Origin of the sequence: Faecalibacterium sp. Marseille-Q3530, assembly GCF_017377625.1 — a bacterium.
GTDB classification, from domain to species: domain Bacteria; phylum Bacillota; class Clostridia; order Oscillospirales; family Ruminococcaceae; genus Faecalibacterium; species Faecalibacterium prausnitzii_E.
Map to the genome: position 1 here is coordinate 62,907 of NZ_JAFREH010000005.1, position 23,517 is coordinate 86,423.

General features: G+C 62.7%; 20 protein-coding genes and 1 tRNA gene. 15 read left to right on the forward strand and 6 right to left on the reverse strand.

The annotated features are described in order from the left end of the window. The first annotated feature begins 149 nt into the window (after window positions 1-149). Window positions 150-1,451 (forward strand): putative ABC transporter permease, encoded by a 1,302-nt coding sequence (locus J3350_RS06150; protein ID WP_207686050.1) that lies wholly within the window; start codon window positions 150-152, stop codon window positions 1,449-1,451. Window positions 1,452-1,601: 150 nt separating this feature from the next. On the opposite strand, the gene hisS is transcribed toward J3350_RS06150, so the two are convergent. Further along, the gene (hisS, locus tag J3350_RS06155) at window positions 1,602-2,843 is read right to left on the reverse strand and encodes a histidine--tRNA ligase (protein ID WP_207686051.1); all 1,242 of its coding nucleotides are present in this window, start codon (window positions 2,841-2,843) and stop codon (window positions 1,602-1,604) included. A 354-nt stretch (window positions 2,844-3,197) separates the two neighbouring features. On the opposite strand from hisS, the gene J3350_RS06160 reads away from it, so the two are divergent. The 9 genes from J3350_RS06160 (at window position 3,198) to J3350_RS06200 (ending at window position 13,344) form a co-directional block, all read left to right on the forward strand. Further along, window positions 3,198-4,418, forward strand: coding sequence for an MFS transporter (locus tag J3350_RS06160; RefSeq protein WP_207686052.1), 1,221 nt, complete (start codon window positions 3,198-3,200; stop codon window positions 4,416-4,418). Between the two features lie 259 nt (window positions 4,419-4,677). After that, window positions 4,678-5,379 (forward strand): iron-sulfur cluster assembly scaffold protein, encoded by a 702-nt coding sequence (locus tag J3350_RS06165; RefSeq protein ID WP_097793551.1) that lies wholly within the window; start codon window positions 4,678-4,680, stop codon window positions 5,377-5,379. 17 nt (window positions 5,380-5,396) lie between these two features. After that, a complete protein-coding gene (locus J3350_RS06170) occupies window positions 5,397-6,395 on the forward strand; it encodes a GGGtGRT protein (protein ID WP_097793550.1) in 999 nt (332 codons plus the stop codon). A 225-nt stretch (window positions 6,396-6,620) separates the two neighbouring features. Then, window positions 6,621-8,252, forward strand: coding sequence for an efflux RND transporter periplasmic adaptor subunit (locus tag J3350_RS06175; RefSeq protein ID WP_097793549.1), 1,632 nt, complete (start codon window positions 6,621-6,623; stop codon window positions 8,250-8,252). An 11-nt stretch (window positions 8,253-8,263) separates the two neighbouring features. Next, entirely contained in the window at window positions 8,264-9,025 is a 762-nt protein-coding gene (locus J3350_RS06180) for an ABC transporter ATP-binding protein (RefSeq protein WP_207686053.1), read from the forward strand. Then, on the forward strand, window positions 9,022-10,227 hold the full coding sequence (locus J3350_RS06185) for an ABC transporter permease (protein WP_207686054.1): 1,206 nt from the start codon (window positions 9,022-9,024) through the stop codon (window positions 10,225-10,227). The genes J3350_RS06180 and J3350_RS06185 overlap by 4 nt, the downstream gene beginning before the upstream one ends. Window positions 10,228-10,240: 13 nt before the next feature. Then, window positions 10,241-12,409, forward strand: coding sequence for an S-layer homology domain-containing protein (locus tag J3350_RS06190; protein WP_207686055.1), 2,169 nt, complete (start codon window positions 10,241-10,243; stop codon window positions 12,407-12,409). Beyond that, the gene (locus tag J3350_RS06195; protein WP_207686056.1) at window positions 12,409-13,194 is read left to right on the forward strand and encodes a ComF family protein; all 786 of its coding nucleotides are present in this window, start codon (window positions 12,409-12,411) and stop codon (window positions 13,192-13,194) included. The genes J3350_RS06190 and J3350_RS06195 overlap by 1 nt, the downstream gene beginning before the upstream one ends. Before the next feature lie 72 nt (window positions 13,195-13,266). Next, window positions 13,267-13,344: transfer RNA gene (locus tag J3350_RS06200), tRNA-Pro, on the forward strand. Window positions 13,345-13,503: 159 nt separating this feature from the next. On the opposite strand, the gene J3350_RS06205 is transcribed toward J3350_RS06200, so the two are convergent. Continuing rightward, window positions 13,504-14,373: a patatin family protein gene (locus J3350_RS06205; protein ID WP_207686057.1), complete on the reverse strand. Its 870-nt coding sequence runs from the start codon at window positions 14,371-14,373 to the stop codon at window positions 13,504-13,506. A gap of 223 nt (window positions 14,374-14,596) precedes the next feature. On the opposite strand from J3350_RS06205, the gene J3350_RS06210 reads away from it, so the two are divergent. Then, a complete protein-coding gene (locus J3350_RS06210; RefSeq protein ID WP_207686058.1) occupies window positions 14,597-15,190 on the forward strand; it encodes a xanthine phosphoribosyltransferase in 594 nt (197 codons plus the stop codon). Window positions 15,191-15,392: 202 nt separating this feature from the next. On the opposite strand, the gene J3350_RS06215 is transcribed toward J3350_RS06210, so the two are convergent. Continuing rightward, window positions 15,393-17,258, reverse strand: coding sequence for a penicillin-binding protein 2 (locus J3350_RS06215; protein WP_207686059.1), 1,866 nt, complete (start codon window positions 17,256-17,258; stop codon window positions 15,393-15,395). Between the two features lie 98 nt (window positions 17,259-17,356). On the opposite strand from J3350_RS06215, the gene J3350_RS06220 reads away from it, so the two are divergent. The 4 genes from J3350_RS06220 (at window position 17,357) to J3350_RS06235 (ending at window position 21,993) form a co-directional block, all read left to right on the forward strand. Beyond that, window positions 17,357-18,505 (forward strand): FtsW/RodA/SpoVE family cell cycle protein, encoded by a 1,149-nt coding sequence (locus J3350_RS06220; protein ID WP_207686060.1) that lies wholly within the window; start codon window positions 17,357-17,359, stop codon window positions 18,503-18,505. A 188-nt stretch (window positions 18,506-18,693) separates the two neighbouring features. Beyond that, window positions 18,694-20,040 carry a UDP-N-acetylglucosamine 1-carboxyvinyltransferase gene (locus J3350_RS06225; protein WP_242700165.1) on the forward strand — a complete coding sequence of 449 codons (1,347 nt, stop codon included), beginning with the start codon at window positions 18,694-18,696 and terminating at the stop codon, window positions 20,038-20,040. 71 nt (window positions 20,041-20,111) lie between these two features. Next, entirely contained in the window at window positions 20,112-21,284 is a 1,173-nt protein-coding gene (gene ftsZ, locus J3350_RS06230; protein WP_207686061.1) for a cell division protein FtsZ, read from the forward strand. 52 nt (window positions 21,285-21,336) lie between these two features. Next, on the forward strand, window positions 21,337-21,993 hold the full coding sequence (locus J3350_RS06235; RefSeq protein WP_207686062.1) for a hypothetical protein: 657 nt from the start codon (window positions 21,337-21,339) through the stop codon (window positions 21,991-21,993). A 60-nt stretch (window positions 21,994-22,053) separates the two neighbouring features. Here the strand turns inward: J3350_RS06235 and J3350_RS06240 are convergent, their stop codons facing one another. From J3350_RS06240 to J3350_RS06250, 3 genes are all read right to left on the reverse strand, one after another. Beyond that, window positions 22,054-22,635, reverse strand: coding sequence for a hydrolase (locus J3350_RS06240; RefSeq protein ID WP_097793527.1), 582 nt, complete (start codon window positions 22,633-22,635; stop codon window positions 22,054-22,056). A 1-nt stretch (window position 22,636) separates the two neighbouring features. Then, the gene (locus J3350_RS06245) at window positions 22,637-22,858 is read right to left on the reverse strand and encodes a YdbC family protein (RefSeq protein WP_055189971.1); all 222 of its coding nucleotides are present in this window, start codon (window positions 22,856-22,858) and stop codon (window positions 22,637-22,639) included. Window positions 22,859-22,958: 100 nt separating this feature from the next. After that, a complete protein-coding gene (locus J3350_RS06250; RefSeq protein WP_207686063.1) occupies window positions 22,959-23,360 on the reverse strand; it encodes a hypothetical protein in 402 nt (133 codons plus the stop codon). Window positions 23,361-23,517 lie beyond the last annotated feature (157 nt).

Here is a 23,517-nt window from a genome sequence, read left to right on the forward strand (position 1 = left end):
CTTCGGTCCGGCCCGCAGTAACATCCAAAACCTGAACATGCCATCTTCGGCCGCAGCGCCGGAGGTGGCATTTTTGCAGTTCGGGCTTGTCAAGCGCCCCGAAACCGGGTACAATTAGAATATACTTTGTTTCAGGAGGACAGCAGCCGATGGAATTGAATTTCTATACCCTCAGCGTCATCTATCTGGTCTACTCGTTTTTGGGCTGGGTGGGGGAAACGGTCGTAGCCACCGCCAAAGGCCGCCGGTTCACCAACCGCGGTGTGGCATCCGGCCCGTTCTGCTTCGTCTACGGCACAGCTGGCGTTCTGCTGGCCGTGGGTCTGGCCGACCTGCGCAACAACTGGTTCGCGCTGTTCGCGGGCAGTTTTCTGATTGCGACCGTGGTCGAGTGGATCACGGCGAAGCTGCTGGAACGGGTGCACCACCGCCGCTGGTGGGATTATTCCGATAAAAAATTCAACCTGGACGGCTACGTCTGCCTGCAATATTCTGCCCTGTGGGGCGTGCTGGGCGCAGCGGCAGTCCGCTGGGGCAATGACCTGCTGCTGCGGTTCTGTGCCTGGCTGCCGCCGCTGCTGCTCCACATCGCGGTATGGGTCAGCATGACGGTCGCCGTGCTGGACCAGATCGGTGCGGTGGTGGTCGTGGGGCAGTATGTCGCCAGACACCCCCGGCTGGAACAGCTGGGGCAGGAGCTGGGCAAGGGCACCGACCGGCTGCAGCAGAAGATCGCCGCCCGCGTCGAGCGCCGCATCCAGCGGGCCTACCCCGCAACGGCCCGCCCGGAGCCGGCCACCAGCGCCGAAAAGGCGATGAGTGTATCCGACCTGGTCTGGCTGTTCGTGGTGGGGGCCTTCCTCGGCGATGTGGTGGAGACCCTGTTCTGCCGCATCACGGCCGGTGTCTGGATGAGCCGGTCGAGCCTGGTGTGGGGCCCGTTCAGCGTGGTGTGGGGGCTGGCTCTGGTGCTGGCCGCCGTCCTTCTGCGGGGCAGCGAGCACCAGAGTGAGAGCCGCATCTTCTGGTTCGGCGTCATCCTCGGCGGTGCGTATGAGTATGTGTGCAGCGCCGTCACCGAGCTGCTGTTCGGCACCGTGTTCTGGGATTACAGCGGCTTCAAGTTCAACCTCGGCGGGCGCATCAACCTGCTGTATTGCTTCTTCTGGGGCATTGCGGCGGTGACCTGGATGCGGTACGGCTACCCGCTGGTGGCAAAGTGCATGGGAAAGCTGAAATCCCGCATCCGCCCCTGGATGACGGCGGCGCTGGCTGTCTTTATGGCAGTGAACATGCTGGTGTCAGCGCTTGCGCTGGCCCGGTATGATGCCCGCACCAGCGGCGTGGAGGCGGCGAACCCCGTCGATGTGGTTCTGGATGCGCACTTTGACAATGCCCGGATGGAGCGCATCTATCCCAATGCGAAAAAAGTCTCTTCTCATGCCCGGTGAGAGACTGCACAGCAAGAAATACCGGACTGTTCGAAAAAGGAGAAAACGATGCTGATCCCTGTTTTGTTGTTCGCGATGGGCTGACCGCTGCCCGATAACATGAAAGCCCCCGCCGTTCGTCGGCGGGGGCTTTCTGTGTCGCAGGGAAAGTTACTGCTGTGCGAAGATCTTTACGTCGTCCTTGTCCATGAAGGCGGCACCGGCGAAACCGGCAGCTTCGAGCTGGCCCAGCTGTTTGCCGAGCTTCTTGCCCTGGGGCAGGATGGTGACTTCGTAGTTGTCGCGCAGGGCGGCGGCTTTGGCGAGGACGGCGGGGAAATCTGCCTCCTTGCCGTAGAGCAGGGCGATCTTCTGCTTGGCACCGGGGATCTGATACCCCTGCTCCAGCAGGATGCCGCAGACGCGCTCGAAGCCGATGGAGAAGCCGACAGCGGGCACCTTGGTGCCCAGGAACTTGCCGATCATGTTGTCGTAACGGCCGCCGCCCGCCACGGCACCGCTGAACTGCGGGCAGGTGATCTCGAACACCATGCCGGTGTAGTAGCCCTGACCGCGGACGAGGCTGGGGCAGTAGGCCACGGCGAAGCGGCCGTCGGCGATGGCGTTGGCCGTGGCGAGAACATACTTCAGATCGTCGGCGATAGTGGGGTCGGCGCAGCGGGAAGCGACGGCGTCCAGCGTGACGTCACCGGCGGCGATGAAGTCAGCCAGTGCCTGGATAGCGTTCTCCGGCAGCTGCTTTTCGGTCAGCTCGGCCTTGACGCCCTCGGCACCGATCTTGTCCATCTTGTCGAAGGTGATGCAGACGGAATCCAGCGTATCGGCGGCAAAGCCCATGCTCTCCAGCATCCCGCGCAGGATGCGGCGGTCGTTGATGTTGACCGTGAAGCCGGTGAAGCCGATGCGCAGCAGGGCGCGGGCCGTCACGTCGATGAGCTCGACCTCAGCGTTGGGGGACTCGTCGCCCAGAATGTCGATGTCGCACTGGACGAACTCGCGCAGACGGCCCTTCTGGGGGCGCTCCGCGCGGAAGACGCGGTCGGTCTGGATGACTTTGAAGGGGTGGGGGAGCTTGTCCTTGTTGGCCGCATAGAAGCGGCTCAGGGGCAGGGTCAGGTCGTAGCGCAGACCCATGTCGGACAGCTGCTTCGGGTCGCCGGAGTCCAGCGCGCTGGTCAGCTTATCGCCGCGCTTGAGCACCTTGAAGATGAGGTTCAGATTGTCGCCGCCGTCGGATTTGTCCAGATTCTCCATATCCTCCAGCATGGGGGTGGAAATGCGCTCGAAGCCGGAGGCGCGGTAGGTCTCCAGAATTTTGCCCTGAATGTAGTCGCGCAGGGCCTGCTCGGCGGGAAGAAGGTCCCGCATACCCTTTAATGCCTGTGTTTTCATGGATGATCCTCTCTCTATACCCTCTCAGTCACGCTTCGCGTGCCAGCTCCCCCAAAGGGGGAGCCATTGGCATGTCGGGCAGGTCTGCACGTTGTCGCCTTCGGCTCTTATGCGGCTGAGCCTTGTCCTCATGGGCAGCATCTGCCTGCCCTTTGCCGCAAGGCCCACGGCTTTTCGGAAGGATGGGCCTGAGCAGCCAGCAGGGCCAGAACCGGCCCGCCAGAGGCTCTCCCTTTGGGAGAGCTGGCGCGAAGCGCCTGAGAGGGTTATTCTTTTCATAGTACCTACAATTATAAAAGAATCTGCTCGTTTGTCAATCAAAAAGGGCAGACTAAGGGCAGAGGTGATGCAAAAATGCAGCAGTTTTCTGCAAAACATCCGTGGGCTATCCTGGCGGCGGGGGCCGCCATTCAGGTGTTGACAGGCCTGCCCGCCGCGTGGGGCGTATTCCAGCAGCCGGTGATGGACGAGTACGGCCTGAGCGAGCAGGGGGCCGGGTATGCGTTCGGCCTTCTGATCGCGGCGTTCGGCGTCGGGTGCGTGATCGGCGGCTTTTTGCAGGACCGGAAAGGCCCCCGGTGCGCTGCGCTCTGGGGCACGGCCCTGCTCTGCGGCGGCTTCTTTGCGGCGGCGCTGCTGCCGGGGGAGAAGGGCGGTTTTTTCTTTGGGGCATTCAGCATCCCGGCGGGGCTGGGCACGGCGTTTCTGTATCCGTCCATCCAGTCCTGCGCCCAGAAATGGTACAAGGGCCGCAAGGGGCTGGCCACCGGCGTCATTGGGGGCGCGGTGGGCCTGTCCGGCGCATTCCTCACCGTCTTCGTCCGGACGGCGCTGAAGGGCTTCGGGCCGGTGCAGGGCATCCGGGGCGCGTTCTGGGCGCTGGGGGCATTGACCCTTCCGGTCTGTCTGGCGGGCAGTCTGCTGCTCATCGACCCGCCGCCCGAAAAGCAGCGGCCGGAAGAGCAGGGCCGGGGCAGGAACGCCCCGCCGCTCGACCTGGCCCCCTTACAGATGCTGGGCACGAAGCAATACTGGCTCTGCGCGGGGGCGGTCTGCTGCTCCACCCCGGCGGTGCTGCTGTTCAGCCCCATCATCCTGAAGCTGGGCATGGAGCGGGGGCTGGATGAGCGCGCGGCGCTGTGGAGCGTGGTGCTGGGCAGCGTGGGCAGTGCGGCCGGGCGGCTGCTGATGCCCCTGCTCAGCGATAAAATTGGCCGCCGCCCGACCGATCTGCTCCTGTTCGCGGCGTCATTCGTGCTGTCCGGCGTGTTTCTGTTTGCGCAGGGGTGGGCCGTGGCGGCAGTGTATGCCAGCCTGACCTTCTGCTACTCGGCGCTGGCGGCGGTGCTGCCTGCCCTTTCCACCGACCTGTTCGGTCTGCCCCACGCGGGGGTGAACTACGGTTTTCTGGCCCTGGGGCAGAGCGTGGGCAGTCTGGCGTTCCCCTTTGCGGCCAACCTCTGGGGGCTGGAGACCGGGCGGCACTGGCTGGCCATCGGCGGGGCGGCGGCAGGCTTTGCAGCCATCTGGGCCTTGCAGCCGGTCCAGCGGCAAAAACAACCAAAGAAAAACTGAACCTTTTGGCAGACCTGACAAAAAAATATCAAACGAAACGGGAAAAGCATAAAATGTGGCGGTTAGCTACAAATAACCGTCAAAAACTTTGTAGAAAAATTGTCGGAAACGTCTTGAAAATTGCGAAAAGGTCCTCTATAATGAAGCTATGCGTGGTAGTACTGGGCGTACCGATGAGAGCGGCGGGCCCGGTCGAATGCAAACGGCAGGGGAGCCCCCCTGCTGCGTGGCATCAATTTGTCAAAAGGAGAGTATGATTATGACCTATTCGCAGCAAGTACAGAATATGTGCCCGATCACCAAAGGTCCTAAGCATGGTCCGGCTCCCATCCCCGAAGAGGGCGCATGGGTCAAGGCCTATGAAGTGAAGGACATCAGCGGCTACACCCACGGTGTGGGCTGGTGCGCACCTCAGCAGGGCACCTGCAAGCTGTCCCTGAACATCAAGAACGGCGTCATCGAAGAGGCTCTGGTGGAGACCATCGGCTGCTCCGGCATGACCCACTCTGCTGCTATGGCTGGCGAGATCCTGCCCGGCAAGACCATCCTGGAAGCTCTGAACACCGACCTGGTGTGCGACGCCATCAACGTGGCCATGCGCGAGCTGTTCCTGCAGATCGTCTACGGCCGCAGCCAGACCGCTTTCTCTGAGGACGGTCTGCCCATCGGCGCAGGTCTGGACGACCTGGGCAAGGGCCTGCGTTCCATGACCGGCACCATCTTCTCCACCAAGGAGAAGGGCGTCCGTTACCTGGAGCTGACCGAGGGCTACATCAACAAGCTGGCTCTGGACGAGAACAACGAAGTCATCGGCTACCAGTTCGTCAAGCTGGGCAAGATGATGGAGGACATCCGTCACGGCAAGACCCCCAATGAGGCATACGAGAAGAACGTGGGCACCTACGGCCGCTTCAGCGCTGAGCAGGGCGCGGTCAAGTACATCGACCCGCGTGAGGAATAAGAGAGGAGGAACAACGCATGGCAACTTTTGAATCTATGGATCGCCGCATGCCGAAGATCGAGGCATGCCTGAAGGCCAACGGCCTGGAGTCTCTGGACGCTTGCAACGAGATGCTCCTCGCAAAGGGCATCGACTGCGACAAGATCGTCCGCGGTGTGCAGCCCATCTGCTTTGATAACGCTGTCTGGGCATACACCCTGGGCACCGCCATCGCTGTGAAGCGCGGCCTGACCGACGCTGCCGAGTGCGCAGCTGCCATCGGCGAGGGCCTGGAGGCCTTCACCATCCCCGGTTCTGTCGCAGAGCAGCGCCAGGTCGGCCTGGGCCACGGCAACCTGGGCGCTCGTCTGCTGAGCGAGGACACCACCTGCTTCGCTTTCCTGGCAGGCCACGAGTCCTTCGCTGCTGCTGAGGGTGCCATCGGCATCGCCCGCACCGCAAACAAGGTCCGCAAGACCCCCCTGCGCGTCATCCTGAACGGCCTGGGCAAGGATGCTGCTTACATCATCTCCCGTATCAACGGCTTCACCTATGTGCAGACCGAGTACGACATCCCCTCTCAGACCCTGACCGTCGTCAAGGAGATCCCCTTCTCCAACGGCGAGCGTGCAGCCGTCAAGTGCTATGGCGCAAACGACGTCATGGAGGGTGTTGCCATCATGAAGAAGGAGGACGTTCAGTGCTCCATCACCGGCAACTCCACCAACCCCGTCCGCTTCCAGCACCTGGTCGCCGGCACCTACAAGAAGTGGGCCATTGAGAATGGCAAGAAGTACTTCTCCGTCGCTTCCGGCGGCGGCACGGGCCGTACCCTGCACCCCGATAACGTCGCAGCCGGCCCTGCCAGCTACGGCCTGACCGACTCTCTGGGCCGCGTCCATGGCGATGCGCAGTTTGCAGGTTCTTCTTCTGTGCCTGCACACGTTGAGATGATGGGTCTGATCGGCATGGGCAACAACCCCATGGTCGGTGCTACCGTCGCCTGCGCTGTTGCTGCTGCTCAGGCAAACGCATAAGTTCGTTTTTGAAATAAGCGTTTCTGCGGTCTCCCGGAACACTCCGGGAGACCGTTTTTGCGTTTTCAGGGGCCAAAACTCCACAAAATCTTCCCTTTTTGTTAAAAATGTGGGGAAATGAAATTTGGACGCTTGTGCAAGCTGGGAAAATGCGATACACTACACTTATACAAGTCTGCAACCTGCCGGGCGGTCTGCCCGGACATATAGGAGGAGCATAGCAACATGAACTGGAAAAAGAAGAAGGACACCCCGGAAGCGCAGACGCCCGAAGCGGCTGCCGCAGGGAAGGGCCCGGTCCCGTTCCTGAAAAAGAACTGGAAGTGGCTGGTGCCGGTGCTCTGCGTGGCAGTGGCAGGCGGCGTGTTCCTGCTCCGGCCCCAGCAGGCCAAGCCTGCGAGTGTGGATGCCAGCTACACGGAGGCCGCCCCGGAGCGCCGGGATGTGACCAACACCCTGAGCGGCACCGGTACGCTGAACCCCGCCAACACCTACACCGTCAAGAGCCTGGTGGATGGCAAGGTGCTGACCGGCACCATTGAGGAAGGCGACATCGTGGAGGAGAGCAATGTGCTCTACACCATCGACAGCTCGGACGCTTCCACCAACTTTGAAAAGGCCGAGATCGCCATGCAGCAGGCGCAGCGCAGCTACGATAAGGTCGTGGACCGCCAGTATGTCCGCGCCGAGGTGGCGGGCGTGGTGAGCAGCCTGAAGGTGACGAAGGGCGATGAAGTGACCAGCGGCCAGGAGGTGGCCGTCATCCGCGACAGCTCCAGAATGCTGCTGACGCTGGAGTTCCCCGCAGCCGATGCGGCGAACTTCTCGGTGGGCCAGAGCGCCGCTGTGACGCTGGACGGCACCTTTGAGCAGCTGGACGGCACCGTGACTTCTGTGAGCGGCACCGATGCGCTGAGTGCGGGCAACCTGCTGACCCGCACCGTGACCATCACGGTGAAGAACGCAGGCGGCCTGACCACGGCGCAGGCGGCCACCGCCTCCATCAACGGGGTCAGCTCCATCGGCTCGGCCACCTTTGCCTATCAGGCTGAGCGCACTCTGACGGCGCAGGCGGCCGGCACGGTGACGTCCATCAATGTGCAGGAAGGCTCGGACGTGGCGAAGGATGACATCATCCTCGGCCTGTCCGGCGACGACCTGACCGAGTCCATCCAGTCGGCATCCGAATCCCTGCGCAGCGCGGAGATCTCGATGCAGAACCTGCAGGACGCCATGAACAACTACACCATCACTGCCCCCATCAGCGGCACCATCATCGAAAAGGACGCCAAGGCGGGCGACGCCGTCAAGGCCGGCGACACCCTCTGCATCGTCTATGACCTGAGCTATCTGGAAATGAACATCAACGTGGATGAGCTGCAGATCAGCTCCATCTCGGTGGGCCAGAAGGTCCAGATCACCGCCGACGCGGTGCCGGATAAGACCTATGTGGGCACCGTGACCCGCGTTTCGATGAAGGGCGCCTCCAACGGCGGCACCACGACCTACCCCGTCAGCATCCGCATCGACGACACCGACGGCCTGCGCCCTGGCATGAACGCCAACGCGGAGATCGTGGTGGCCAAGGCGGACAACGCCCTCGTCGTGCCCAACGCGGCGGTGGTGCGCGGAAGCTATGTGCTCGTTACAAAGGATTCCCCCAGCGCCGCCAACGCAGACACGGCGATGGAGGCCCCGGAGGGCTTCGTCTATGTGCCGGTCAAGACCGGTGTCAGCGACGACGACTATACCCAGATCGTCAGCGGCATCCAGGAGGGCGACACCATCGGCTACGACCCCAGCTCCGTCAGCAGCGACAGCTACTATGACGACGGCGGATATATCATGCCATTCTGATAGGAGGAACGATGAGCGCTCTGATCGAGTTTGATGAGGTCTGCAAGTATTACCAGATGGGTGATACCACGGTCAAGGCCGCAGACCACATCACCATGAAAATAGACAAGGGCGAGTTCGTCGCCATTGTCGGCCAGTCGGGCTCCGGCAAATCCACCTGCATGAACATCATCGGCTGCCTGGATGTGCCCACCCATGGCACCTACCGGCTCAACGGCAGGGATGTGGGCCGGATGAATCGCAACGAGCTGGCCTCCGTCCGGAACGAGATGCTGGGCTTTATCTTCCAGCAGTACAACCTGCTGCCCCGGCTGAACCTGCTGGAAAACGTGGAGGTGCCGCTGGTGTATGCAGGCATCCCCCGCGCCGAGCGCCACCGCCGCGCCCGCGCCGTGCTGGAGCAGGTGGGCCTGGGCGACAAGATCCGGAACAAGCCCAATCAGCTCTCCGGCGGCCAGCAGCAGCGCGTTTCCATCGCGCGGGCGCTGGTGCGCAACCCGGCGGTCATCCTGGCCGACGAACCCACCGGCGCGCTGGATTCGCACACCGGCCGCGAAGTGCTGGGGATGCTGCAGCAGCTGCATGAGGAGGGCCACACCGTCGTCCTCATCACCCACGACAATTCCATCGCTGTACAGGCCGACCGCATCATCCGTCTGGAGGATGGCCGGGTCGTCTACGACGGCGATTCCCATGCGCCGGAGGCCATCGTGCAGCCCACCCTGCTGCCGGAGACCCCGGAAAAAACGGCGGAACAGGAGGTGCAGGCATGATCATCGAGACCTTCCGGCAGGCCATCCAGAACGTCTGGAGCAACAAGCTCCGCACCTTCCTGACCATGCTGGGCATCATCATCGGCGTTATGGCGGTCATCGTCATCGTCGGCCTGGGCAACGGCATGACCAAGAGCATGCGGGACAGCTTTTCCGCCATGGGAACCAACACCCTGAACATCAACGTCTGGGGCTATGGCTCCCGCACCATCTCGGTGGACGACGTCTATGCCATTGCCGAAAAGAACCCGGAGCTTATCCAGTCCGTCTCGCCCCAGATCGACTTCAGCGGCAGCGGCGACCTGAAGATCGGCACCAGTACCTACCGCTGGCTCAGCATCTACGGCGTGGATGAAGACTACACCACCCTGAAAAACTACACCATTGCCAAGGGGCGCGGCCTGCAGTACATGGACATCAAGGACAACAAGCAGGTCTGCATCATCGGCGACTACCTCAACCGTGTGGCCTTCGGCGGCAACGGCGTGGGCCAGACGCTGAAGATCGGTGCCAACAAGTTCCGCATCGTGGGTGTGCTGGCCGCCAAGGTCAGCGACCCCAGCCTGCAGGAGGGCTCGGATGACGCCTGCGTCTACCTGCCCTACACCACGGTGATGCGCCTGTCCAAAACGTCCACGAATCAGAGCTACATCGCCATCATGACCGACGAGAGCAAGGCCAACGATGCCAAGGCCGTGATGGAGGCAGGCCTGTACAACGTACTCAAGAGCGAGAACGCCTACTATGTGTACAGCGCCAGCGAGTTCCTGGAAGAGATGAACAAGATGATCCACATGGTCATCGTCATCCTCACCGGCATCGCCAGCATCTCGCTGCTGGTGGGCGGCATCGGCATCATGAACATCATGCTGGTGTCCGTCACCGAGCGCACCCGCGAGATCGGCATCCGCAAGGCACTGGGTGCCAAGGAGCGGGTCATCCTGGCGCAGTTCGTGGTGGAGGCTGCTACCACCTCGGCGCTGGGCGGTTTCCTCGGCATCGTGCTGGGCTACGTCGTCTCGATGGCGGCCAACCGCATCCTGCCCATGGTCGCATCCGGCGTGGATGTCACCGTCAGCCCGTCGTTCAACTCCATCGCAGTGGCATTCGGCATCTCGGTGGGCATCGGTGTGCTGTTCGGCTACCTGCCCGCCAAGCGCGCCGCACGGCTCAACCCCATCGAAGCCCTGCGGTATGATTAAGGAGGTTCCCCAGATGAAAAAACGTCTTCTCGCATTCCTTCTCGCGGTCAGCATGGCCGTGTCGATGCTGGCGCTCCCGGCCGCAGCGGCGGGCAATGCCAACACCGCCGTGCAGCTGTCCATCACGCTGGACGGCATGGACTCCACCCAGACGGCGGCGCTGAACGCCGTGGTCACCCGCGGGGCCTTTGCCCGGATGCTGGTGGCCTATTCCACCTTCCGGGAGAGCGTAGGCTCGCAGGGAGCCGTGGGCACCCTGTACAAGGACCTGCCCGGCAGTTCGGCGTATGCGCCCTATGTCCGCATTGCAGTGCAGCAGGGCTGGATGAGCGGCTACACCGACGGCACCTTCCGCCCGGACAACGCCGTGACGCTGGAAGAGGCTGTCACGGCAGTGCTCAAGCTGCTGGGCTATAAGATGACCGACCTGAGCGGCTCCTTCCCGCTGGCGCAGCTGAACAAGGCCAGCGAGCTGGGCCTGCGCAATCAGCTGGAGCGTCAGCAGGGCGAGGCACTGAATTATGAGGAGTGCGCCATCCTGTTCTACAATGCCCTCACGGCCAACGCCGCCAGCGGCAGTGCCTACGGCACTTCGCTGGGCTTCACGGTCTCGAACGGTCAGGTGGATACGTCCAGCGTCATGCTGAGCAGCCTGAAAGGCCCCTTCATCGCGGACGGCACCACGCAGCTGCCCTTTGCCCCTGTGAGCGTCTACCGCAACGACAAAGTCTCTTCTTCCGCTGAACTGACGAAGTACGATGTGTATTACTACAGCGAAAGTTTACAGACTGTCTGGATCTATACCCGCCGCGCAGCAGGCCGCATCACGGCAGTCTCGCCCAGCGCCAGCGCCCCGACATCCGTGACCGTGGCGGGCAGCACCTACACCCTCGGTTCCGCGGCCGTGGCCTCGCAGGTGTCCTCCCTGAACGGCGGCGGCGTGGGTCAGGTCGTGACCCTGCTGTTGGGCATGAACAATGAGGCTGCCGGTATCGTGACCGGCGAGGAGGCCGACAGCGTCTTCTACGGCGTCGTCCAGTCCTCCGCCCGTAGCCTCATCGAGGAAAACGGTGCAGACGTGCTGCAAAAAGTGGCCGTCCTCTGCACCGATGGCATCACCCGCACCGTGAATGTGGATAAGAGCCTGAATTTCCCGGCGGGCTGGCTGGTGGAGATCACCGTAGGCCCGGACGGCGAGAATGTGGAGCATGTCAGCGGCCGCTCGACCAGCGGCACCATCAACGAGAACGCCACGGCCCTGGGCGATGCCGCTCTGGCCGACGATGTAGAGATTCTGGATACGACTTCGGAGGGTGTGGCTGGGACGGTTCGTCCCAGCCGCCTATCGGGGGTCACACTGAGCAGTTCGGACGTCCGCTACTACACCGTCAATGAGGCTGGCCAGATCGACCGCCTCATCCTGAACGATGTGACCGGCGACCTGTGGAAGTACGGTGTGCTGGATGATGTGAAGAACCTCGCAGCCAATTACACCGACCTCAAGAGTTTCATCACCAGCTTCAACCCCGATGCAAATTCGTCCGGCGGTTCGTCCGCGGCGGGCGGAACCACCACCGGTAACAAGAACGGGACAACGGGGTCTGCCGATTCCACGACGCAGGGGACCGTGACCGACCAGGTCACGAGCCTTCTGGTGCCCACGACGAGCGAGATCCTGTGGGGCATCGTCTCCGGCGATATCCTCTCCACGGCCTGGCAGAAGCTGACCAGCAACACCGGTTCGCTGCTGAGCATCGGCTTCAAGCAGGTGGCCGAGATCACCGGCACCCCCTTCAAGCAGATCCTTCAGTTCATCGGCGGCGGCGCGACCTATGTGTGCTACGTGAACGGCTCGCCCGCCAGCTTCAGCACCGCCATCAAGTACCCGGTCATCGCAGGCGGCGTTGCAGTGCGGCAGGAGACCACCGGCTCGGTCAAGAGCATGGTCCAGCTGATGCCGCTGAAGATCGACCGCGTGGGTGCAGCGTCGGTGCTGTCGGGCAATACCCGCTATGAGATGGCCGATGATGCCCAGGTCTACCTGTGGTACAAGGGCCAGTATTACCCCACCAGACTGGCCTCCGTGAACACCGACGAGTACAAGCTCACCGGCTGGTACGACAACTTCGGCTGCACGGCAGGCAAAAAGGTGCGGGTCATCATCGCGGTCAAGAACGATTGATGCAAATCGAAAACAGCGGCGTTGGCCGCATTCTGCGGCAGCTGCGCTGGGTGCTTTACCCGCGCCGCTGCCCTTTTTGTGACCGGGTGCTGGGATCGGTGAGCGCCTGCCCCGATTGCAAAGAGGAACTGGAAACGCTGCGCCGCCGCCCGACCTTTCGTCTGGCCAGGGAGCGGCACTACATCAAAAATCTGGAAGGTGCCGCCGCGCCCTACCGCTATGCGGGCTGCGTCCGGCGGGGTGTGCTGCGGGCGAAGTTCCAGGCTGCCCCGTGGGCTGCCGATGAGCTGGGCGTGGAGATGGCACGGCTTCTGTTCGGGAGCAAAGTCCGGATGCGCGGCTTCGGGCCGGAGGTGGAGACCGTACCCGGCCTTGCCATCGGCTACAACTGCGTGGTGCCGGTGCCGGCTTCCAGCCGGGTGCGCGGGTACAACGTGCCGGAGCGGATGGCCCGGTCCGTGGCCCGCGCAGTGGGCGTCCCGCTGGAGCCGAGGCTGCTGGTCCGCGCCCGCTCCGGCAAGCGGCAGGAGGGCCTCTCCTTCGATGAGCGGCTGGTGAATGTATCTGGCGCGTTCCGTGTGACAGACCCGGAACGAGTGGCAGGGAAGCGCATCCTTCTCGTGGACGATGTCATCACCACCGGTGCCACCGTGACCGCCTGCACCCAGGCCCTGCTGGCCGCCGGTGCCGAGAGCGTTTTCGCCGTGGCGCTGGCGACCGTGGAACTCGACACCCCGCGAAGCCCGACCGAAGCCATCTTGGAAAATTCTGAGGAGGATTTTTGAGAAAAGTGCTTGACAAAACCGCCCTTGTCGGGTATACTAAATGAGCTGTGAGCGACAGCCGCTTACAGATATCCGGGTGTAGCGCAGTTTTGGTAGCGCGCTTGAATGGGGTTCAAGAGGCCGTGAGTTCGATTCTCGCCACTCGGACCAAACAAAAATGATCCGAACTTGTTTCCGATAGGAGATGGGGTCGGATTATTTGTTTTCTACCTTGATTTCATTTGGCTTATAATGCCCGCCGATCACGAACAAAGCCCCGCCCTGCGCCGCACGGGAATGTGTGCGATGCAGGGCGGGGCTTGCTGCTTGTTAAGTTTCCGGTTCCGCCTTGGCGGCGTCGAGGAAGGCTTTGATCTTGTCAATCTGGATCTGTGCCACGGCGCGGCCGGTCTCGTAGACGCGGCGGAGCTGATCGGGGTCACGCTCCATGGCGCCGATCTCCAGCGGGATGGGCGGGCGGATGACGTAATCGGCACCGGCCTGTTCCAGCATGGAGATGTAGCTCAGCGTCTCGTTGTAGCGCTCGTGGCGGTCGGCCACGGCCTCCACAAAGGCCGGATAGCGCAGATACCGCGCCCGGATGGCGGGCAGCAGGGGGTTCTTCTTCTTGACGAAGCTCTTGGGCTGGGTCAGGATGATGAGGTTGCGCTTGTAGCCGATGGATTCGAAAAAGCGGATGGGGATGGAGTCGGCGACGCCGCCGTCCAGCAGGCCGTAGTGGCCGATCTGGACGATCTTGGCGGCCAGCGGCATGGAGGCCGATGCCTCCATCCAGCGGACATCCTCGGCGTCACCCTTGCGGCATTTGTGGTAAATGGGTTCGCCGGTCTTCACGTCCGTGCAGACGACGAAGAAATCCATGGGCGAGGCCGCAAAGGCCGTTTCGTCGAACGGGTCCAGTTTTTCGGGGACATCGTGATAGCAGAACTGTTCGCTGTACAGATTGCCGGTGCGCAGCAGATTCTTGAAGCTGGCATAGCGCCGGTCGTTGCAGTACTGGGTGTTGTAGCGGATGGTGCGGCCAATCTGATGCGACTTGTAATTGCAGCCGAACACGGCACCGGCCGACACGCCGATGGCACCGTCTACCGTGATGTCATGTTCCATCAGCACATCCAGAACGCCTGCGGTGAACATACCCCGCATCGCGCCGCCTTCCAAGACCAATCCTGTTTTCATATGGTGTTGCTCCTTCTTGTCCTTCGTATCCCACAGTGCGGGAGGCTCTCCACAACCTCCGCAGCTCCTCGGCCTCGTATTCCGAGGATTACCTTCAGTATACTCGAATTTTTGGAGAAAACAAGAGAGAAATTGCCCAAAAGACCTTGAAATCCGGTAGGGGAATCCGGTATACTAGGTGAAATCGAAATGCTGTATCAAAAGCTTGGAGGAAGAGACTGAAATGAAACTGCTGGAAGATCGGATTCGCAAGGACGGCATCGTGCGCGAGGGCAACGTGCTGAAGGTGGACAGCTTCATCAACCACCAGATGGACATCCCGCTGTTCCGCGAGATGGCAAAAGAGTGGAAGCGCCTGTTTGCAGGCAAGCCCATCAACAAAGTGCTGACCATTGAAGCCAGCGGCATCGGCATTGCAGCAGTGGTCGCCAGCGAGTTCAATGTGCCGGTGGTCTTTGCCAAAAAGTCCATGAGCATCAATCTGGACTACAACAATTACGAGACCAAGATCCAGTCCTTCACCCACAAAAAGATCTATAACGTCATCGTCTCCAAAAAGTTCCTCACCCCGGAAGACCATGTCCTCATCATCGACGATTTCCTGGCCAACGGCTGCGCCTTGATGGGCCTGCTGGAACTGGCCAATGAGGCCGGGGCCACCGTCGAGGGCATCGGCATCGCCGTCGAGAAGGGCTTCCAGCAGGGCGGCGAGCTGATCCGCAGCAAGGGCATCCAGCTGGAGAGCCTCGCCATCGTCGAGTCCATGGATGCGGCCACCGGTGAGATCCGGTTCCGCGAGCAGCCGCAGCAGAATTAACCACGAACCTTTCAGACCGCTTCGGCGGTCTTTTTTTGTTAGGGTGTATCTGAAAAGTCGAAAATATAGTCTATTTCTACAAACGCAGCCGGATTTTGCGTTAAAAAGCCTTGAAATCCACAAAGGATTCCTGCGGCTCTTTGCCTTAAATCCTGCTTGTGTTTGCGAAATATCCGTCATTTTCTTTGTTTTCAGACACACCTTAGGCACCATCGAAGCTGTCGCCGTCTGCGGGGAGGTCGGCGGCGGTGGGCTCGGAGGCAGCTGCATCCGGCACAGCGGCGCGGGGGATGCCCTTATAAACGAGAGTCTGTTCCAGCACCTCGGCGCAGACGGGGGCCGAGAGGCTGCCGCCGGCGGTGGTCCAGCTGTGGGGCTCATCCAGGCAGACGAGGCAGAGGAACTGCGGGTCGTCGATGGGTGCTACGGCCACAAAGCTGGCGATGCGGGCTTTTTCGTCGGCGCTGTCCAGCTTCTGGCTGGTGCCGCTCTTGCCGCCCACCCGGTAGCCTGCGATCTGTGCGTTCCGTCCGCCGCCGTAGAGAACGACGGCCTCCATCATCTCCCGCATGACGGCGCTGGTCTCGGCCTTGAGCACCTGCCGGGTGCAGGCGGGGCCGATGTGTTCAATGAGGCTCCCATCCGGTGCGAGGATGTCGGAGACCACGTAGGGCCGCATCAGCTTTCCGCCGTTGACCACGGTACAGACGGCCGCTGCCATTTCGAGGTAGGAGATCTTGCTGCTCTGCCCGAAGGCGCAGGAGGCCAGCTCCACCGGGCCCATCCGGTCGGCGGTGTAGTACAGGCTCTTCTTCGGCTCCGCGGGCAGGTCGATGCCGGTGGGCTCCCGGAGGCCGAAGGCGGCGAAGTAGCTGCAGAAAGCCTCCCTGCCCAGCCGGGCACCGATCTGGATGAAGCTCTGGTTGCAGGAGTTTTCGAGCGCCTGGGTCACGGTCTGGGCCCCGTGGCGCTTGTGGTTGGCACAGTGGAACCGCGTCCCGGCCACCGAGATGGACTCGCCGCAGTAGAAACTGGAATGCCGGGTGATGGCCCCGGCATCCAGCGCGGCGGCGCAGGTGATGAGCTTGAAGACGCTGCCCGGCTCGTAGAGGTCGCTGACGGCCTTGTTCCGCCACTGGGTCTGCTGGGCCAGCTGCAGGGCGGCACGGCGCACCTCGCCGGAAAGGCTCTCCACCTGATTCCGGGCGGCTTCGTCTGCGATGACGCGGGGCTCGTTGGGGTCGTAGGAGGGGGTGGTGGACATAGCCAGCACGGCCCCGGTGTTCACGTCCATCACGATGCCCACAGCCCGCGCGGCCACATGGTGCTCCTGCACCGCGTACCCCAGCGCGTTTTCCAGATAGTGCTGGATCTGGGTGTCGATGGTCAGCCGCAGGCCGTCGCCCTCGGTGGGAAAACGCTCGGTCTCGTAGCTCTGTTCCAGCGTGTAGCCCCAGGCGTTGACCGCGGTCAGCACCACGCCGTTCTCGCCGGTGAGCAGGCCGTCATACTGCAGCTCCAGCCCGGAGACCCCGGCGTTGTCCACATTGGTGAACCCCAGCACCGACGCGAGGAACTGCCCCTGCGGATACCACCGTTTGGAGTCCTGATTGATGCGGATGCCGGTGATGCCGTTGGCCTCACAGAACGCCCGCACCCGGTCGGCGGTGGTGCGGTCCACCCGGTAGCGGAGCAGGCAGTCGTTGGAGCGGCGGTCGCGGAACGATTCCAGCAAGTTGGCCGCGTCGAGGTCCAGGATGTCTGCAAGGCCTTCGGCGGCAAGGGAAAGCTTGTCGTCTGGCATCTCGCGGGGCGAGGCGCGGAGGGTCCAGCAGCTGCTGTTCGCCGCCAGAAGAACGCCGTCGGCGCTGTAGATTTTGCCCCGGTCGGCGGGCACGACGGTGTCCCGCAATTGCTGGCCGAGGGCACGGTCGGTGTACCAGTGGCTGGTGCGCAGCTGCAAATAAAACAGCCGCGCCGCCAGCCCCAGGCAGACGGCGCAGAATACCACGGCCACCATCCGCGCCCGGCGGCGGAAGGCCTGCTCCGGGAGGGTGCGGAGAGGCATGACATCATCTCCCTTCGCCGCTATTTTATGTACCGGCGGCTCCAAAAAGACTAACGCCCCGGCCTCCGGCGTACAATAAGAGGACAGGGGGTGAACGGATGAAAGAAACTGCTGCGGCCCGGCCCGGCGGGCGGCACCGGATCGGGCTGCGGGCGTTGCCTGCGCCGGACCTGCCGTTTCTGGTGCTGGTGCTCACGCTGGTGGGCTTTGGGCTGGTGATGCTGGGCAGCGCATCGGGGGCCGTGGCGCTCTATCGGCGGGGCGATGCCTTCGCCTACCTCCGCCCACAGCTGCTCTATGCGGCGCTGGGCATCGCCGGGATGGGCCTTGCCAGCCGGGTGGATTACCACATCTTCCACAAACTGGCGTGGCCGCTTCTGGGCGTTTCGCTGCTCTTGTTGACGGCGGTGCTGTTCATGCCGGAGTACAACGGCTGCAAGCGATGGCTGGTGCTGCCGGGGCTGGGCACCCTGCAGCCCAGCGAGATCGCAAAATTTGCGGTGGTGCTGGTGTTTGCCCACATCATCTCGCTCAACTACGACCGGATGCAGAGCTTTGCCGTGGGGGTGCTGCCTTTTGCGCTGGTGCTGGGCGTGGTAGCGGCGCTGATGCTGCTGGAGCCGCATCTTTCGGGCACGATGCTCATTCTGGGCATCGGTGCCGTGCTGATGTTCGTGGGCGGCACCGGGCTGCGGTGGTTCGTGCTGGCGGGCGTGGGCGGCGCCGGAGCCATCGCGGCGGCGGTGGTCATCATGCCGGATCTGGTGCCCTATGCGGCAGATCGCCTCCGCTCCTGGCAGGACCCCTTTGCAGACCCGCTGGGCGACGGGCACCAGACCATCCAGAGCCTGTATGCCATCGGGTCGGGCGGGGCAGCCGGGCTGGGGCTGGGCAACAGCCGCCAGAAGCACCTTTTCGTGCCCGAACCGCAGAACGACTTCATCTTTTCCATCGTCTGCGAGGAGCTGGGCTTCATCGGGGCCTGTGCAGTGGTGGGGCTGTTCGTGCTGCTGCTGTGGCGGGGCATCACCATCGCAGCCAGAGCCCCCGACCGATTCGGGGCGCTGCTGGTGGTGGGCTTCGTGGTGCAGGTGGCGCTGCAGGCCGTGCTGAACGTGGCCGTCGTCACCAACACCATCCCAAACACCGGCATCAGCCTGCCCTTCTTTTCCTCCGGCGGCACCAGCCTGATGATGCTTCTGGGCGAAATGGGAATTGTTTTGTCCGTTTCGAGGGGCGAGACGTAAAAAGAGTGCGGGGCCCGCCTGTTTCCGGAAAACACGCTGCGCTTCCGGTCTGCCAAAGGCTCCCCCTTTGGGGACGCTGGCACGCGAAGCGGGACGGAGAAGGACAAACAAAACGACAAATTCCAATGCACATGCAGCCCTCATTTCGCATACCGTGGGGTATCTTTTGCGAAATGGGGGCTGCATTTATGGAAAACCGGATTGTGGTGATGGGCGGCCGCCCGCTGAACGGTGCAGTGCGCATCCCGGCGGCGAAAAACAGCGTGCTGCCGCTGCTTGCGGCGTCGATGCTCTGCGGCGATGTGCGTCTGCGGGCCGTGCCGCGCCTTTCGGATGTGGCGGCGAGCCTGGCGCTTTTGCGGGGCGCAGGCTGTGCGGCCCGGTGGGAAGGGGAGGATATCCTTGTCTCTGGTACCCCGCAGAACAGCAGCCTTCCGGGGCAAACTGCCGAACAAATGCGGGCGTCCATCCTCTTCTGTGCGCCGCTGCTGGCAAAGCTGGGCCGTGCCGAGACGAGTCTGCCCGGCGGGTGCAACATCGGGGCGCGGCCCATCGACCTGCATCTGGCCGGGCTGCGCCAGATGGGGGCGGTGGAGTGGGAGGCAGGCCCCGGCCGGCTGGTGCTGACGGCTCCGTCCGGCCTGCATGGGGCAGAGATCACCCTGCGTTTCCCCAGCGTGGGGGCCACGGAGACGCTCGTGCTGGCAGCGGCCTGCGCCAGAGGCACCACCGTGCTGCGGGGTGCGGCGCGGGAGCCGGAGATCGCAGACCTGGCCGCATTTCTGAACCGCTGCGGTGCACACATCCAGGGGGCGGGAAGTTCCACCCTCTACATCGAGGGGCGGCGGAACCTTTCCGGCTGCGTGTTTTCGCCGCTGCCGGACCGCATTTTTGCCTCTACGCTGGCCTGCGCGGTGGCGGCAGCGGGCGGGCGCGCTGAACTGAGCGGCTGCCCGGCTTCACTCTATGCGCCGGTGCTGGAAATTCTGGAACAAATGGGGTGCCGGGTGGAGAAGGGCGGCGACAGCGTCCGGCTCTCCCGCTTCGGGCGGCTGTATGGGGCCGGGCGGGTGTTCACGGGCGTTTACCCGGCCCTTGCCACGGATGCGGCCCCGCTGCTGGCGGCGGCTATGCTCTGCGCCGAGGGGGAGAGCAGCATCGAAGACGTCATCTTTGAGCGGCGGTTCGGCTGCGCGGCCGGTTTTGAACGTCTTGGCGCGAAGGTTCAGGTCAATGGACGAACGCTGTGTATCCGGCCGGGCGGGGTGCTGCGGGGCACGGAGCTGGCTGCGCCGGACCTGCGGGGCGGGGCTGCGCTGGTGGTGGCGGCACTGGCCGCGTCCGGGACCAGCGTGATCGGCCACCCGGAACATATCGACCGGGGGTATGCTGCTTTTACGGAGATTTTGTCATCTTTGGGGGCACAAATTCGACGCGAAGAGCGCTCCCGAAACCCATCTGCGAAAAAAACCTCTTCAAAAAAGCAAAATCATCTTGCAATCGGAACAAAAAGATGGTACGATACAGTTATATAAATGTAGGTTTGATATAATTCTGTGCGAAATGCTCAGGTCTACGATAACATCCGCAATGGAGGACAAAAGTTATGGCACTCATGCTCGACGAAGAAATGGACGAAAACGTTACGACGATCAAGGTCATCGGCGTAGGCGGCGGCGGCGGCAACGCAGTCAACCGCATGGTGAGCGACGGCCTGCAGGGCGTCGAATTCATCGCAATGAACACCGACCAGCAGGCGCTGGCCAAGAACCATGCTGCCACCAAGGTGCAGCTGGGCTCCAAGCTCACCAAGGGCCGCGGCGCAGGTGCAGACCCGGAGATCGGCCAGCGTGCGGCCGAGGAGAGCAAGGACGAGATCGCAAATGCCCTCAAGGGCTCGCAGATGGTCTTCATCACCGCCGGTATGGGCGGCGGCACCGGCACCGGTGCGGCTCCCGTTGTGGCGGAGGTCGCCCATGACCTGGGCATCCTGACCGTCGGCATCGTCACCAAGCCCTTCTCGTTTGAGGGCAAGCGGAAGATGGGCCTGGCCGAGCAGGGCATCGCAAACCTGCTGATGCACGTGGACAGCCTGATCGTCATCCCCAATGAGCGCCTGAAGATGATCAGCCAGGAGAAGATCACCCTGATGAATGCCTTCCAGGCCGCCGACAACGTGCTGCGCCAGGGCGTGGAATCCATCTCCGCCCTGATCAATGTGCCCGCCTTCATCAACCTGGACTTCGCCGACGTGCGCTCCATCATGAAGGATGCAGGTTACGCACACATGGGCGTGGGCAGCGCAAAGGGTGCCGGCAAGGCAGAGAACGCCGCCAAGGCTGCCATTTCCTCTCCGCTGCTGGAGACCAGCATCGCCGGTGCACACGGCGTTATCATCAACATCACTTCCAGCCCGGACATCGGCCTGGAGGATGTCGAGACTGCTGCCGGTCTCATCACCCAGAGCGCACACCCCGATGCGAACATCATCTGGGGTACTGCGTTCGACGAGAACCTGTCCGATGAGATGCGCGTGACTGTCGTTGCCACCGGCTTCGACAACAAGATCCCCGAAGGCCTGCGCAGCACCCTGAACGGTGCCGCCGCTTCCGTCAGCTCTGCTCCGTCGGCTGTGTTCAGCTCGGATGTGGCGGCAGCCAAGAACAGCGCAGCTGCCGCTTCGGCTCCCGCTGCCGGTGCTGCAAAGCCCGTGGAAGAGGAGAGCAGCGACAACCGTTATTATGACGAGCTGCTGGCGATCCTGAACAAGCGCAAGTAAAAACAGCAAATGGCGTGAGCTCTTTGCACGGAGGTGTGAGGAGGGCAGGAGGATGCTACCGCAGGACGTATGGCTGCACACCGAATGGCTGAGCTGCCGCAGGAACAGCGTGTTGCGCTGTGTGGAGCGGTACAGTGCCGCTGCGGCCAGCGAATACCGCCGCGCTCTGCGCAAGGTGCAGGAAGTGGAGGAAACTATGGCGCAGGTTGGAACAGAGACCGGGCCCCATGGCACGGCCTCTCAGCCCGCTGCACGGCTGCAGTCGGGTGAAGTGGAAGCCTTGAACCGCCGCCTGTCGGCAGCAAATGCCGAGATCCGGCGTTATCAGACCCGCCTTTTTGCCTGTGAGCGCGAAGTGGTCGCGCTGCGGCAGGAGAATGCGGAACTGGAAGCACTCTGTGATCAGGCGCGCAAAAATGAGCTGCTGCCGCCCAAGACGCCTCAGCCCCCGGTGCTGGACCAGCCCGGCCTGCCGGTGATCGTGTTCCCCGGCCAGGCAGAGCAGGAAACGGCTCTCCCGGAAGCGGTTCCGCAGAGCACCCCCGCCCCGCAGGCGGCAGAGCCTGCACCGGCTCCCAAAGCCGCCGAAGTGCCCGAACCGGAAGAAGGGCGGAAATCCCCCTTTGCACAGAAGGACTGGAAACCCACCACCCGGCTGGACTACCTTTCGGTGGACATCGTGCATCAGCTGGAAGCGCTGATGGGATAATACAAAACACAAAGACGACCGGAAACGCATTGCGCTTCCGGTCGTCTTTTGTTGTGTCTGTTATCTTACGCTGCTGGTCCGGTGTTCCATGAGATAGGTGGCCTCCAGGTCTGCGATGTGCAGTTTGACGGCCAGCGGATATTTGTCGTAGGCTTCCGAGATGGCGAAGCAGCCGCCCTTGGCCGCATCGTCGAAGCCGCCCATGTGCCAGCGGATGGCTACGGCCTCCTCAACCTTCAGCTTCATGAACCGCTCGATGAGGAAGACGCTCTTCTCGCCGTGGCCGTAGGGAAACAGGTCCTCGACGCTGTAGAAGGGGACTTTTTCCCACTGGCCGGTGGCGTCGTTTTTCACGTTGCGGGTGCCGACCTTGTAGTAGTTGGCCTTGCATAGGTCGTGCAGGAGTGCGCAAATGGCAAAGGTCTCCTCGCTGTCGCCCTCGGTGAAAAAGGTGTCGTGCAGCGCATGGTAGACGTTGAGGCTGTGCATGCACAGCCCGCCCTCGCAGGCCCCGTGGAAGCGGGTGGAAGCCGGTGCGGTGAAGAAATCCGTCTTCTTGTCCAGCCATTCCAGCAGCTTTTCGCTGCCGGGGCGGGTGACGTGCTGGTGCCAGAGGGCCAAAAACTCTTCGCGGTCGCCCATCTTACAGCTCCAGATCGTCCAGGATGCCCTTGAGGATGGCCAGCTCGTCGTGGCTCAGGGAGATGCCCTTGCCCATGCGGGTGCCGTCCGGAGACCAGTCGCGGATGTCGTACTTGGGGTCGCCGTCGTTCCAGCTGATGAGGTTGAGCTGACGCTCCCAGCCGCGGGGCCGCTGAGAAAGCACCGCGATGCGCTGAACGACTTCGTATTTGATTTCTGCCATAGTTCCTTTACCTGCCTTTGCTTTGTTTGCTACCATAATAAAAGAACACGGCGCAGATTTCAACCACTAATTGAAAATTCTTTGAAAAATTTACAGTCGCTTAACCGTAGGGGGCGTCTTCCCGCCAGTCGACAAGGTCCTGAACGCCCTCGGAGTCGTCCGGGGCGGGCTGGCGGCTGTGGAGCCGCTGCTCGGTGGAGAACAGCCCCGGCGCGTATTCGGCCATCACGCCGGGCACCTGCCCTTTGAGGAATGCCGCCGCATTCTTCTGGCGGCAGGCCATGGGGGTGCCGTCGGTCATGGGCACTCCGGACGGCTCGTTGGGCGGGATCTCCGGCGGCGGGAGCTGTACGTCCGGGCCGTCGGGCGGGCTGGGCGGCTGGACCGGGCCCGGCTCTTTGCCCAGCGGCGGGGAACACCGGCTGCACGCGGCCTCCGGGGCCGCCGAAACGCCGGGCCTGTCTTCCAGCTCGTGCCGGATGAAGGGCGTCAGAGAATCCATAAAAAACACCTCCAACGGTAGGGTGCCCGTTGGAGGTGCAGATATGCGCGGAACCTCCGCGCGGCTCTCTTCTTCCATGTGCGCGAAATCCAGCAGGCGAGAGTTCTCGGCCTCTTCCAGAACGCGCTCATTGAACCGCAGCCGCCACGCCGCAGAT